Here is a 12,132-nt window from a genome sequence, read left to right as displayed (position 1 = left end):
CGTTAACCGGGGCAGGTCTGGCTAGTCTGCCCCGCGATGACCTTAAGGAAAACGTTATGTACTACCTAAAAAATACCAACTTCTGGATGTTCGGGCTGTTCTTCTTCTTTTACTTTTTCATTATGGGGGCTTACTTCCCGTTTTTCCCGATCTGGTTGCATGACATCAATCATCTCAGTAAAAGCGATACCGGTATCGTTTTCGCCTCCATATCCTTGTTTTCCCTGCTTTTCCAGCCGATTTTCGGCCTGCTTTCCGATAAGCTGGGCTTGAAAAAACATCTGCTGTGGATTATTACCGGCATGCTGGTGATGTTCGCACCCTTTTTTATCTACGTGCTTGGCCCGCTGTTACAAAGCCACATTTTACTCGGCGCGATCGTGGGCGGTATCTATCTCGGTTTTATTTACAACGGCGGCGCGCCCGCTATCGAAGCCTATATCGAAAAAGTCAGCCGGCGTAGCCAGTTCGAGTTTGGGCGCGCGCGCATGTTCGGCTGTGTGGGCTGGGCGCTGTGCGCTTCGATTGTCGGCATCATGTTTACCATTAATAACCAGTTTGTTTTCTGGCTCGGCTCTGGCTGTGCAGTGATCCTGGCGATTCTGCTGTTTATCGCTAAACCGCAGGCGCAACCCTCCGCAGAGGTCGCCGACTCGCTGGGCGCTAACCATTCACCTTTTAATCTGCGCCTGGCGCTGGAGCTGTTTAAAGACCGTAAGCTCTGGTTTCTGTCGCTGTATGTTGTCGGCGTGTCCTGTACGTATGATGTGTTTGATCAACAGTTCGCCAACTTTTTTACCTCGTTTTTTACCTCCGGCGAGCAGGGTACGCGCGTCTTTGGCTACGTTACCACCATGGGCGAGTTGCTGAATGCCAGCATCATGTTCTTTGCGCCTTTGATTGTGAACCGCATCGGTGGGAAAAACGCGCTGCTATTGGCGGGCCTGATTATGTCGGTACGCATTATCGGCTCTTCTTTCGCCACCTCGGCGCTGGAAGTGGTGGTGCTGAAAACCCTGCATATGTTTGAGGTGCCGTTCCTGATTGTTGGCTGCTTTAAATATATCACCAGCCAGTTTGAGGTCCGTTTCTCCGCCACCATCTATCTGGTCTGCTTCTGCTTCTTTAAGCAGCTGTCGATGATTTTTATGTCGCTGTTTGCGGGCTATATGTATGACAGCATGGGCTTCCACGGCGCTTATCTGGTGCTGGGACTGGTGGCGCTCTCCTTTACGCTGCTCTCGGTTTTTACCCTCAGCGGAGAAGGGCCGCTGACAGCGCTGCGTACGCGCGGCAAGAAAGAGGTGAAGCCCGCCTCTGACCCCACGGGTTAATAAACAGGTTATTAGCGCCGCAGCGGTTAACGTTGCGGCCTTGTTTAGCTCACACTAAACAGCAGCATAATTTGCGAGAGGCGGGTAAAAACCACTTCCATCAGATGATAAAAGTAAGGCGCAAAATGATGCATCATCAGCAGCAGCGCCAGGATCCCGACGCTAAGCGTGAGCGGGAAGCCCACCACAAAAATGGACAGCTGCGGCGTTAGACGGTTCAGTAATCCCAGCGTCAGATTGATCGCCAGCAACAGCGTAATCACCGGCAGCCCCAGCGCAATACCGTAGTGAAAAATCAGGCTGCCGGTATTGGCAATGGCGTTAAACGCATCGCGGTTCAGGGGCGCGGCGCTGACCGGCAGCATTTGAAAGCTTTCTCCCAGCGCGTCCAGCATGACCAAATGACCGTTAAACAGCAAAAACAGCAGAATCGCCAGCAAATTGAGGATGCGGGAAACTACCGGCATGTTGTCGCCGCCGTTAGGATCGTAAAACATGGCGAAAGAGAGCCCCATCTGTAAACCGATAAGCTCACCGGCGTAGCGCACGGCAACAAACAGAAACTGAATAGTCAGCCCCATCGCCGCCCCGATCAGCAGCTGCTGGCAGCCGACCCATAATCCCATAATGGAAATCAGCGGAATGGTATTTTCCGGCAGATTCTGCCCCAGCAACAGGGCGATAATCGCCGCCAGCCCTACCTTGACCCGGTTGCCGATCGCTTTGTCATTAAATACCGGCGCGGTACTGAACAGCGCCAGCACGCGCATAAAAGGCCAAAAGTAGTGGCTGACCAACAGCGGCAGCGAGTCCAGCGGCAGGCTTTGCATCTTAGCCGATCATCTGAGGCAAATTGGTATAGAGCGCCCGCATATAATCAAGCATGGTCGAAAGCATGCTCGGTCCCAGCGCGATCACTACTGCGACAATCATCAGGATTTTCGGGATAAAGCTCAGCGTCATTTCGTTAATTTGCGTGGAGGCCTGCAAAATACTGACGATCAGGCCGGTGACCAGCGCCGCCAGCAGCAGCGGCGCCGCCAGCATCAACCCTACCCGGATGGCCTGAAATCCCATCGCCATTACGCTTTCTGGCGTCATCTGTTATTCCGTCAGTTGATAAAAGTTTGGGCCAGCGACCCCATAATCAGCTGCCAGCCATCCACCAGCACAAACAGGATCAGCTTAAAAGGCAGGGAGATAGTGGCAGGCGGCAGCATCATCATCCCCAGCGCCATCAGCACGCTGGCGATTACCAGATCGATAATCAGGAAGGGAATAAATACCGCGAAGCCGATTTGGAAACCCGTTTTTAGCTCGCTGGTGACAAACGCGGGCAGCAAGACACGCAGCGGCACCTCTTCCTGGCTGGCGTAGTTATCCAGTTTCGCCATGCGGGTATAAAGCGCCAGATCGGCTTCTCGCGTGTGGCTCAGCATAAACTCGCGCATCGGCTTCGCCGCCTGCGGCAACGCCTCTTCCATCGTGATCTTATCCTGCGATAGCGGCAGCCAGGCGTTCTCATACACCTGGTTGAACACCGGCGACATCACAAAAAAGGTAATAAACAGCGCCAGCCCCAACAGTACTTGATTAGGCGGCGTGGAGGGCGTTCCCAATGCATTACGCAGCAGCCCCAGCACGATAATGATGCGGGTAAAGCCGGTCATCATCAGCAAAATGGCGGGCAGAAACGTCAGGGAGGTGAGCAGGACCAGCGTTTGGATCGGCAATGACCAGCTTTCACCGCCGCCGCCCCGCGTCAACAGGATATCGCCATTGGCGGCCCAGACACCGTGCGGCAGAAAAAGTAAAGGCAGCAGCAAAGCCGCCAGCCGATAACGCCGTACGGCGTGCAATAGAAAACTCATTGTTCAGGTTCCGCTTTGCGGCGTTTTAGCAGGCGCTTCAGGGTTAGTTGAAAATCTGACGCAGCTGCGCTCTGCGTCTCGGTGGGTTGGGAAAGGCGGCCAAGGCGGCTAATCGCGCCGGGCGTAACGCCCAGCAGCAGTCGCTGACCATCAACCTCAACCACGACTAGTCGTTCACGCTGGCCGAGCGAATAGCTGCTTTCCACTTTAATCGATGACCCATGCGCGCGGGCATGCCCGGCTAATCCGCAACGGCGCGCCAGCCAGGCGCAGGAGATAATCAGCAGGACCACTACCGCCAACGCGCCGCTCACCTGGGTGACCAGTGAGAGGGTCATAGAGGCATCATTCATAACAGCTCTGCGTTCCGTTTAGCCATCATCGACTTAAACGCTGCATACGCTCAGAGGGCGTAATAATATCGGTAATGCGGATGCCGAATTTGTCGGAAACCACCACCACTTCGCCCTGAGCGATAAGATAGCCGTTAATCAAGATATCCAGCGGCTCACCAGCGAGGCCATCCAGCGTGACCACCGAGCCCTGGCTCAGCCGCAGCAGCTCTTTAATCGTCATTTTGGTACGGCCCAGCTCCACGGTCATTTTTACCGGGATATCAAGGATAAGCTTAAGATCTTCGCTAAAGGCAGCGACCTGGGTCTCTTTTGTTATAACCGGTGCACTGGCCTGACTTTCCATAGTCTGCTGCTCGGCCAACGCTTCCCCCCAAAGGCTGTCTGCAGACTGATCGTCTGCCTCAGACGGTTGTTTTGCGTCACTCATGGGGATATTGCTCCTTATTTAATGACGGTAATGTAGGGTTTAATAATTTCTCGATTTTGAGGGCGTATTGCCCGTTAACACAACCATAGCTGCCCGACAGCACCGGGAAACCATCCACGCATGCTTCAATACTTTCCGGCTTGTCTAACGGAATAACATCGCCCTTTTGCAGCGCGAGAATTTTTGACAGGCGCGTTTGCATATCGGTGAAGTTCGCCACCAGCTCCAGTTCGGTATCTTTTACCTGCGAAGCCAGCACCGTACGCCACTGGTCGTCCTCCTGCTGTGAGTTTTCCAACGGCGGATTACTTAATAGCTCACGTAGCGGCTCGATAATGCTGAAAGGAATACAGATATCAAACTCACCGCTTTGCGAGCCGATTTCCACATAAAAAGGCGTGGTCACCACAATATCGTTGGGAGATGAGGTGATATTGGTAAATTTAACCTGAATTTCGGCGCGGACGTATTCGGTTTCCAATTTGAAAATCGTGCTCCAGGCGTAGTCATAAGCTTCCAGCGCCATCGACAGCATGCGTTTAATAATACGCTGCTCGGTAGGCGTAAATTCACGCCCTTCCGCCTTGGTCAGAAAGCGACCGTCGCCGCCAAACAAATTATCAACCGCCATAAAGACCAGGCTGGGTGAGAAAACAAACAGCGCCGTTCCGCGTAGCGGATTCATATGCACTAAATTAAGATTGGTCGGCACCGGAAGATTGCGGGCAAAGTCGTGATAGGGCTGAATTTTTATATTGCCGGCAGTGATATCCGGGCTACGTCGTAGCAAATTAAACAACCCCATACGGAACTGCCGTGCGAAACGTTCGTTAATGATCTCCAGCGAATGCAGACGTTCGCGCACCACGCGGCGCTGGGTATTAGGGTCGTAAGGCTTGATGGTGTTTTTATCAACCAACTCTTCATCAGGCTTTTCAGCTTCACTACTGCCGCCACCGTTTAGCAAGCGATCGATTTCAGCCTGCGATAATATGCTGTCAGACATAAGCGTTACCGTAATATAAAGGCGTTAAACAAAACATCCGTCACCGTCACTCCCGATTTTTCATCAAGAGGCGTGCTTAGTATCTGTTTAATATCCTGGATTAATTGCGACTTGCCTTCGTTAACCGATAACTCTTCCGCACTGCGGCCGGAAAACAACATTAATAAACGGCTGCGGACTTCCGGCAAATACTTTTCGATTCTCGATTTATCTTCTTCATTACCCACACGCAGCGTTAAGCCGATATAAAGTACCCGGTCGTATTCTTCACTACCGGGCTTCAGGCTGACGGTAAAGGTATCCAGTGGGACATAAACGGGCGCTATCGGCTCGACAACTTCCGTGACTTCAGGCAGGCCATTCTCTGACAGCAAGCGCGCCTGCATATTTTTCATTTCATACAGGGTCCAGGCGGCAATGCCGCAGGCGGCTATCGCCAGTAGCAAAATGACAAGTATAAATAGCGTACGTAATTTACTTTTCCCTGTCGTCGTCGACTTTTTTTATTTGACATCGAATTAACAATTCCTGTTATAAGCTACCTGGCGTTCAATTATACAGATCCATTGAATAGCAAATTCTATTACAAGCGAGCCTCTGGACAATGCGCCAAGAAGATGAAATTACTGATGGTAAATCGTCAATTCTCATTTTCAGGCAAAAATACTTATTCCCAGCGGAGAATGGATGCGCTGTGGTGTAATTTCCTCTTCCACTTCAATTAACGGTGAGCCATTAGCCCCGTTCTGTGAATGGGAGGATTGCCCTGAATGGGAATCGGCTGAAGAGCCCCAGGCAGAGGCATCACGCCCAACGCTGCCCTGATCCAGTTGAATGCCGGCATCGGCCAGCGAGGTACGCAGGTGGGGCATTGCTGCTTCCAACGCGGCGCGTACCGGCTGTTGATCGGTAACAAAGTGCAGCTGAACCTGATCCTGTTCCAGACGTAGCTTAATATGCAGCGGCCCCAGATGTTCCGGGTGCAAACGCAGCTCCGCATGATGAATGCCGTTGCGGGTAAAGGCGCTAAGTTTCTGCCCAAGCGCCTGCTGCCAGGCTGGCGATCCGACTTCCGGCTCCAGCATGCCGTGAGCAACCGGTAGCGCGGCATTAGCGGCTGACGGCGCAGCGGTCGACGGTGCGGCCAGCGATGCCGGTGAAAAGGCCGGCGAGGCGGTAAGCGGCATCGCTGGTGAATGGTTGTCAACCGGCAGAACGGCGCTCTCAGGCTCACTTTCCAGCGCCGGGGCGACGTTGATGGCTGGCTTAATAAACTCCATTGGCGCAGGCATAAACTGTTCTTGCGGTGTAGCAGCCTTTCCGGCGTGATGAGCGCTCTGCGGGCTGGCGATCATCCGCAACATGCCATCGGTAGCGCTGTGGCGCACGTTTTGCGCCGCATCATTCTCTGATACGAGCGCATCGGCTTCGTTATTGAGCATGCCGTACACATTGCCAGATACCGCTATTTGCGGCGCCGCTGTAGTCAGGTCGACGGCGGCCGATTGCGAGGTTGTAACGGCTTCAGGCGGCAGCGGGGCAATCATGGCTTCCGCCAGGCCAACCGGTATTAATCCTGCCGCAGCCGCATCCATTTCCTCTTCGGAGAGCTTGTCGGCGTCGTCCTCTTTTGTCGGCATTGCCGGGGTAACCACCCTGCCGGTGACGGCGGCGAGTTGCGTTCCTAACAGGTTGGCAAAACCGGTATTTTCACCCTGATGCGCCGATGCGGCTCCCACAGGAGCTGTGCCCGGCTGGGCGGCGATTACGTTAATCATCATAAAGCGCTATTCCTTAAGCTTGCACGCTGCGCGAATTCATCCATTAACTTCTGTTCCAGGCGATTCTCTTTTGCCTGCTGTATCGTATCGGCCCGACTAACCAATGTTTCAAAGGCATTCAGCCGCCGCTTATCGTTCTTCCAGCGATCCAACGCATGGTCAACCGACTGCTGGCAGGCCGCGACATGACCGGTATGCTGTTTCACCACGCGGCTAAGCGACGAAATAAAAAACTGGTGGCTCAGCAGATTGATAACCGGCATACCGGTGGCCGACATGGTAGTTTGCAGCTGTCGACCATACTCCTGTTCATAGCGGGTGAGCTGTTCAAGCTGCGCGGCAGCGCTGGCGTAAACCTGGCGGACCTGACCAAGCTGTTGGGTGGTATCGCTTAAGGTCTGCTCCGCCAGCTCGCACAGCACCTTCATAGGGGAACGCTGGGTCATTCGCTACTCTCCTTCTGGTGGTCAGGTAAATCAGGAAACAGCGCGGAAAGCGCGGCGAACGAGGTTTCATATTCGCTGCGATCGTTGATTCCCTGCTGTAAAAAACGCGCCATTTGCGGATAGCGTTCAATGGCCTGGTCCAACAGGGGATCGCTGCCAGCGGCATAGGCGCCGACGCTGATTAAATCGCGGTTGCGCTGCCAGGCGGACAGCAGCTGTTTAAAACGCTGTACTTTTTTATAGTGCGTTGGTGGAATCAGCTCGGTCATGGCGCGGCTGATAGAGGCTTCAATATCGATGGCTGGATAGTGCCCCGCTTCCGCCAGCCGACGTGACAACACGATATGGCCATCGAGAATCGCTCGCGCCGAGTCGGCAATCGGGTCCTGCTGGTCGTCCCCTTCGGTCAGGACGGTATAAAAGGCAGTAATCGACCCGCCGCCCTGCACGCCATTTCCGGCACGCTCGACCAGCGCAGGCAACCGGGCGAAAACCGACGGCGGATAGCCTTTGGTGGCCGGAGGTTCGCCAATTGCCAGCGCAATTTCACGCTGCGCCATCGCATAGCGGGTGAGAGAATCCATAATCAGCAATACATTCAGACCCTGGTCGCGAAAATCCTCTGCGATACGCGTCGCGTAGTCGGCGCCCTGCATACGCAGAATCGGTGAAACATCGGCCGGCGCAGCAATCACCACGGCGCGGCTTAGTCCCTCTTTGCCCAGGATATTTTCAATAAAATCTTTTACTTCACGGCCACGCTCGCCAATCAGCCCCACCACAATCACATCCGCTTTGGTGTAGCGCGCCATCATGCCAAGCAGCACTGACTTCCCTACGCCGGAGCCAGCAAACAACCCCATACGCTGGCCGCGTCCTACCGTTAACAGGCCGTTGATGGCGCATACGCCAACGTCCAGCACCGATTTGATCGGCTCGCGCAGCAAGGGATTGTAAGGCATGGAAAAAAGTGCGCCGCGCTGGCGCGTCTCCGGGGCAGGCAGGTTGTCCAGCGGCCGGGCGCGCGCATCCAGCACCCGGCCCAATAATGTACGGCCCAGCGGCAGCATTTTACCTTTCGTCTCGCCGGTATCGGGCGCATAGATCCGCGCGCCCGGCAGAACGCCGTCCGTATTTTCCAGCGGCATCAGATAAAGCATCTGTCCGTTGAAACCGACCACCTCGCTTTCTACGCAGTCACCGCCGTGCGCGCCATCACGCTCTATTCGGCACAGCGTGCCGATCGGCAGCGTTAAGCCCACCGCCTCCAACACCAGGCCGGTGGCGCGCGTTAGCCTGCCGTAGCGGCGTATGCCGGGCAACGACGCCATCTGTTGCTCTTTATCGTCAATGGCCTGAAGCCACCGTGAAAGTCGCTGGCTCATGCGCTATATTCCTCGCGGCTGAGCTGGCACAGCGCCTGCCAGCTACTGGAAACGGTAGCGTCCAGTTCACATTCCGCCGAGGTAATGCGGCAGCCGCCGGGCAATATCGCCTCATCGGCACGCAGCTCCCATTGATGTTTGGCCAGCACGTCGCTGAGCTGTTCCTGCACCGCTGCAAACTCGTCGGCGCTTACCCAGAGCTGAGCCGGTCCCTGAAACAGCGGTTCCTGTTGCAACAGCGACTGAATTTTTTCCAGCAGCAGGCTATTATCGAAAGCGACATGGGTTCCCAGCGTGGCGCGAGCCGCCATTAGCGCTAACTGTACCAGGCGCGAAGGGATGACCTTTTCAAGGTTATCAATCGCCGTCTGAAAGGCTTGTAACAGGTTTTCAAACTGCATGATAGCTTGCTGCTGGCGCTCTTTGGCCTCCGTCAAAGCCTGTTCAATACCAGTCTGATGCCCCTGCTGATAGCCTTCGTCGTATCCCTGTTTACGCCCCTCTTCAATACCCTGCGCCAGTCCCTGCGCCAGGCCTTTTTGCTCTGCCTGGCGCCGCAGCCGCTGTAGCTCCGCCTGCTGCTGCTCCGGCGTCGCATCGTCATTCATAACGTGTAAATCGTCAGGCAGCATATCTGCCTTGCAAAGATCTTCCGGCTGCCAAACCTGCCAGCCGGTTAACTGCTGGAGATCAGACATACACATCCTCGCTGCCGCCAATATTGATTTCACCGCTCTCCGCTAAGCGACGGACAATTTGCAGAATGGTTTTCTGTTCGGCCTCCACCTGCGACATACGTACCGGTCCGCGTGCGCTAAGATCTTCACGCATAATATCGGCCTGACGTTTCGACATATTTTTGAAGAATTTATCGCGCAGCGGCGGCTCAGCCCCTTTCAGCGCAATAATCAGCGTTTCGTTATCCACATCCTGCAGAAGGCGCTGGATGCTGCGGTCGTCGGTTTCCAGCAAGTTTTCGAACAGGAACATCTCGTCGATGATTTTCTGCGCCAGCTCATGGTCAAATTCACGTACTGCCTCGATAGCGGCTTCTTCCTGCTGCGATTTCATCAGGTTAAGGATCTCTGCAGCCGGACGTACGCCGCCCATTTTGCTGCGCTTGAGATTCTGGCCGTGCAGCAGGTTATTGAGCACTTCCGTCAGTTCCTGCAGCGCCGCTGGCTGTACGCCGCCAAAGGTGGCGATACGCAGCATGATGTCGTTGCGATCGCGCTCATCAAAGCGGGTCAGCACGTCCGCCGCCTGGGCACGTTTCAGATGCACCAGAATGGTGGCGATAATTTGCGGATGCTCTTCATGGATCAGTTCGAATACCGCCAGCGGTTCCATAAAGTTCAGGGTTTCTATGCCGCTGTTATTACCCTGGGTATCCAGCAAGTCTTCCAGCAGGCTGGAGGCGCGTTCTTCACCCAGTGCCTGCACCAGCACATTGCGCAGATAATCGTTGGTATTCACGGTGAGCGCGGCGAAATCGCTCGCATCGTGTTGGAACTCTTTTAGCGTTTCAGCCAGTTGCTCATGGGTAAAGCCACTCATGCTGACCATCGCGCTACTGATTTGTGTTACTTCATGGGTATTAAGATGGCGAAATACTTCCGCAGCGCGCTCTTCTCCGAGCGTTAGCATGATGATTGCGCTTTTGTCGTATGCATTCATGATGACTGTTCCTTATTCAACCACTGACGGAGTACCAGCGCGATAACCTGCGGATCCTGCTCGGCCATACTGCGCAGCTGCTGAACATTAACCTCAGTTTCCACACGCTGCTGCGCTTTCGCCTGTTCACGCATTTCCGCTTTACGCAGCTGGGCATCCCGCGCGGCCTGGCGCGCCTCTTTTTCCAGTTCGAGACGCTGTAGCGCCAGTTCTTGATGCTTTATCCAGAACGGTTGTAGCATTTTGCGCCACAGCATCAGCGCCACCAGCGCCACCAGCAGATACCGGCCTGCCGCTAACATCAGATCGATAAAGGCAGGACGTTGCCAGAACGGAATTTCAGGTTCGGACGGATCGGCGTTAAACAGGGAGTTCACCACGTTTAAACTATCGCCACGTTCGCTGGAATAGCCCATCGCTTCCTTCACCAGCGCCTGAATCTGTTCCATTTGCTCTTTACTCAGCGCGACCGGCTTGCCTTCTTCGTCCGGCTGATAGTTCACCACTACCGCTACGGAGAGGCGTTCAATGGTGCCGGGGCTGCGCTTGGTATGGATAAGCGTACGGTTCAGCTCGTAGTTAGTGGTTTCATCTTTTTGTCGACTAAAGGGCAGGGTCGGTATCGCCGCGCCATCCGCGCCTGCCTGTGGTTTATCTGTTGCTGGCGGCTGATCAATCGGTGCGGAGGTAGGAACCGGCGGCTGATTGCTTAACGCGCCCGGTACGCCACCCGGACCCGCTTTGCTGCCCTGCTCGCTGCTGTTGATTTGACGGCTGCGTATAGCCATTTTTTCCGGCGCGCTGTTCGGTTGGTACTGCTCGGCCGTCTGCTCATGAGTGGTAAAATCAACCTGCGCGGTGACCTGTGTTTTGACGTTTGCCGCTCCCACGACCGGTGCAAGGATGGCCTGAATACGCTGGCGGTAATCCGCTTCAATTTCACTGATATATTTAAGCTGGTTGGTCTGGATAGCCTGGGCGCCGCGCTGCGTCAGCAAATTGCCGCGCTGATCGACAAGAGTGACGTTATCGGCGTTCAGGCCAGGTACGGCGCTGGAGATAAGCCAGCTAATCGCGTTAACCTGGCCTGCATCCAGTAAGCGTCCCGCATTCAGATCCAGCGTTACCGAGGCGGAAGGCGATTTTTGCTCGCGTACGAACAGCGTTTGCTTCGGGATGGCCAGATGTACGCGCGCGCTGCGGACCGGCCCCAGCTTCTCAATGGTACGCGCCAGCTCGCCTTCCAGAGCGCGCTGGTAGTTAATCTGTTCATTAAACTGGCTGAGACCAAATTTCTCCTGATCGAGCAGCTCGAAACCGACCTGCCCTCTTTTTGGCAGCCCCTGCTGGGCCAGCTTCAGACGCGCTTCATAGACGCGATCGGCGGGCACCATAATGGCACCGCCGCCTTCCTGAAAGCTATAAGGCACGTTCATCTGCGTTAGCTGCGCAACAATAGCGCCGCCGTCTTCATCGCTAATATTACTGTAGAGTACGCGATAATCAGGAGATTTGGCCCAAAACAGCAGCGCGACAATCACCGAAATAAATGCTGCTGCCAAAATAATAAAGACAAAACGAGGATTAGCACGAAGTCGTTCTATAAGAGAGGTTAAATTCAATGAAGCGTTAGTTTTATTGCTGTTGTCGCTGGCATCCATGCGGTCATCCTACCTGAATAAAAGATGATGCAACCTGCACCATAAGCCGTTAGTCCGCGCGTTAAATCCTGAGCCAGTATTAACAGGCGTAATGCCTTTTCCCGGCAACGCGCCTTTAAACATTATCCGACATTTGCAGAAAATATTAAGCGTTAATAAATGAAAGCTTCTGTCGCTTATTTGGATTA

14 protein-coding genes are annotated in these 12,132 nt (G+C 54.5%); 1 reads left to right on the top strand and 13 read right to left on the bottom strand.

Annotation, left to right across the window (positions count from 1 at the left end; all coding sequences use genetic code 11):
* Positions 1-56 precede the first annotated feature (56 nt).
* Positions 57-1,334 (top strand): MFS transporter, encoded by a 1,278-nt coding sequence (locus tag K6958_RS00345; RefSeq protein WP_249892823.1) that lies wholly within the window; start codon positions 57-59, stop codon positions 1,332-1,334.
* Between the two features lie 44 nt (positions 1,335-1,378).
* Here the strand turns inward: K6958_RS00345 and fliR are convergent, their stop codons facing one another.
* The 13 genes from fliR to fliF form a co-directional block, all read right to left on the bottom strand.
* Positions 1,379-2,164 (bottom strand): flagellar biosynthetic protein FliR, encoded by a 786-nt coding sequence (gene fliR, locus K6958_RS00340; RefSeq protein WP_249892822.1) that lies wholly within the window; start codon positions 2,162-2,164, stop codon positions 1,379-1,381.
* Between the two features lies 1 nt (position 2,165).
* Positions 2,166-2,435 carry a flagellar biosynthesis protein FliQ gene (gene fliQ, locus K6958_RS00335; RefSeq protein WP_249892821.1) on the bottom strand — a complete coding sequence of 90 codons (270 nt, stop codon included), beginning with the start codon at positions 2,433-2,435 and terminating at the stop codon, positions 2,166-2,168.
* An 11-nt stretch (positions 2,436-2,446) separates the two neighbouring features.
* The gene (gene fliP, locus K6958_RS00330) at positions 2,447-3,205 is read right to left on the bottom strand and encodes a flagellar type III secretion system pore protein FliP (RefSeq protein WP_249892820.1); all 759 of its coding nucleotides are present in this window, start codon (positions 3,203-3,205) and stop codon (positions 2,447-2,449) included.
* Complete coding sequence (gene fliO / locus K6958_RS00325) at positions 3,202-3,558, bottom strand: flagellar biosynthetic protein FliO (protein WP_249892819.1); 357 nt, start codon at positions 3,556-3,558, stop codon at positions 3,202-3,204. The genes fliP and fliO overlap by 4 nt, the downstream gene beginning before the upstream one ends.
* 25 nt (positions 3,559-3,583) lie before the next feature.
* Positions 3,584-3,988 carry a flagellar motor switch protein FliN gene (fliN, locus tag K6958_RS00320; RefSeq protein WP_249892818.1) on the bottom strand — a complete coding sequence of 135 codons (405 nt, stop codon included), beginning with the start codon at positions 3,986-3,988 and terminating at the stop codon, positions 3,584-3,586.
* Positions 3,981-4,994, bottom strand: coding sequence for a flagellar motor switch protein FliM (gene fliM, locus K6958_RS00315; protein WP_249892817.1), 1,014 nt, complete (start codon positions 4,992-4,994; stop codon positions 3,981-3,983). The genes fliN and fliM overlap by 8 nt, the downstream gene beginning before the upstream one ends.
* A gap of 5 nt (positions 4,995-4,999) precedes the next feature.
* Positions 5,000-5,440: a flagellar basal body-associated protein FliL gene (gene fliL, locus K6958_RS00310; RefSeq protein ID WP_249892816.1), complete on the bottom strand. Its 441-nt coding sequence runs from the start codon at positions 5,438-5,440 to the stop codon at positions 5,000-5,002.
* Positions 5,441-5,647: 207 nt separating this feature from the next.
* Entirely contained in the window at positions 5,648-6,775 is a 1,128-nt protein-coding gene (locus tag K6958_RS00305; RefSeq protein ID WP_249892815.1) for a flagellar hook-length control protein FliK, read from the bottom strand.
* Positions 6,772-7,221 carry a flagellar export protein FliJ gene (gene fliJ / locus K6958_RS00300; RefSeq protein WP_249892814.1) on the bottom strand — a complete coding sequence of 150 codons (450 nt, stop codon included), beginning with the start codon at positions 7,219-7,221 and terminating at the stop codon, positions 6,772-6,774. Before fliJ ends, K6958_RS00305 begins: the two co-directional genes overlap by 4 nt.
* Positions 7,218-8,606 carry a flagellar protein export ATPase FliI gene (gene fliI / locus K6958_RS00295; RefSeq protein WP_249892813.1) on the bottom strand — a complete coding sequence of 463 codons (1,389 nt, stop codon included), beginning with the start codon at positions 8,604-8,606 and terminating at the stop codon, positions 7,218-7,220. The genes fliJ and fliI overlap by 4 nt, the downstream gene beginning before the upstream one ends.
* Positions 8,603-9,304, bottom strand: coding sequence for a flagellar assembly protein FliH (locus tag K6958_RS00290; RefSeq protein ID WP_249892812.1), 702 nt, complete (start codon positions 9,302-9,304; stop codon positions 8,603-8,605). The genes fliI and K6958_RS00290 overlap by 4 nt, the downstream gene beginning before the upstream one ends.
* On the bottom strand, positions 9,297-10,283 hold the full coding sequence (fliG, locus tag K6958_RS00285) for a flagellar motor switch protein FliG (protein ID WP_249892811.1): 987 nt from the start codon (positions 10,281-10,283) through the stop codon (positions 9,297-9,299). The genes K6958_RS00290 and fliG overlap by 8 nt, the downstream gene beginning before the upstream one ends.
* A complete protein-coding gene (fliF, locus tag K6958_RS00280; RefSeq protein WP_249892810.1) occupies positions 10,280-11,944 on the bottom strand; it encodes a flagellar basal-body MS-ring/collar protein FliF in 1,665 nt (554 codons plus the stop codon). Before fliF ends, fliG begins: the two co-directional genes overlap by 4 nt.
* Between the last annotated feature and the right edge of the window lie 188 nt (positions 11,945-12,132).

Source organism: Mixta hanseatica (genome assembly GCF_023517775.1).
Lineage (GTDB): Bacteria > Pseudomonadota > Gammaproteobacteria > Enterobacterales > Enterobacteriaceae > Mixta > Mixta hanseatica.
Note: the sequence above shows the minus strand (reverse complement) of the source record. Positions and strands in the feature narration are given on the sequence as shown.

Coding starts and splice junctions, on each gene's coding strand:
- K6958_RS00345 (WP_249892823.1), top strand. CDS start 57: ATGTACTACCTAAAAAATACCAACTTCTGGATGTTCGGGCTGTTCTTC.
- fliR (WP_249892822.1), bottom strand. CDS start 2,164: ATGCAAAGCCTGCCGCTGGACTCGCTGCCGCTGTTGGTCAGCCACTAC.
- fliQ (WP_249892821.1), bottom strand. CDS start 2,435: ATGACGCCAGAAAGCGTAATGGCGATGGGATTTCAGGCCATCCGGGTA.
- fliP (WP_249892820.1), bottom strand. CDS start 3,205: ATGAGTTTTCTATTGCACGCCGTACGGCGTTATCGGCTGGCGGCTTTG.
- fliO (WP_249892819.1), bottom strand. CDS start 3,558: ATGAATGATGCCTCTATGACCCTCTCACTGGTCACCCAGGTGAGCGGC.
- fliN (WP_249892818.1), bottom strand. CDS start 3,988: ATGAGTGACGCAAAACAACCGTCTGAGGCAGACGATCAGTCTGCAGAC.
- fliM (WP_249892817.1), bottom strand. CDS start 4,994: ATGTCTGACAGCATATTATCGCAGGCTGAAATCGATCGCTTGCTAAAC.
- K6958_RS00305 (WP_249892815.1), bottom strand. CDS start 6,775: ATGATGATTAACGTAATCGCCGCCCAGCCGGGCACAGCTCCTGTGGGA.
- fliJ (WP_249892814.1), bottom strand. CDS start 7,221: ATGACCCAGCGTTCCCCTATGAAGGTGCTGTGCGAGCTGGCGGAGCAG.
- fliI (WP_249892813.1), bottom strand. CDS start 8,606: ATGAGCCAGCGACTTTCACGGTGGCTTCAGGCCATTGACGATAAAGAG.
- K6958_RS00290 (WP_249892812.1), bottom strand. CDS start 9,304: ATGTCTGATCTCCAGCAGTTAACCGGCTGGCAGGTTTGGCAGCCGGAA.
- fliG (WP_249892811.1), bottom strand. CDS start 10,283: ATGAATGCATACGACAAAAGCGCAATCATCATGCTAACGCTCGGAGAA.
- fliF (WP_249892810.1), bottom strand. CDS start 11,944: ATGGATGCCAGCGACAACAGCAATAAAACTAACGCTTCATTGAATTTA.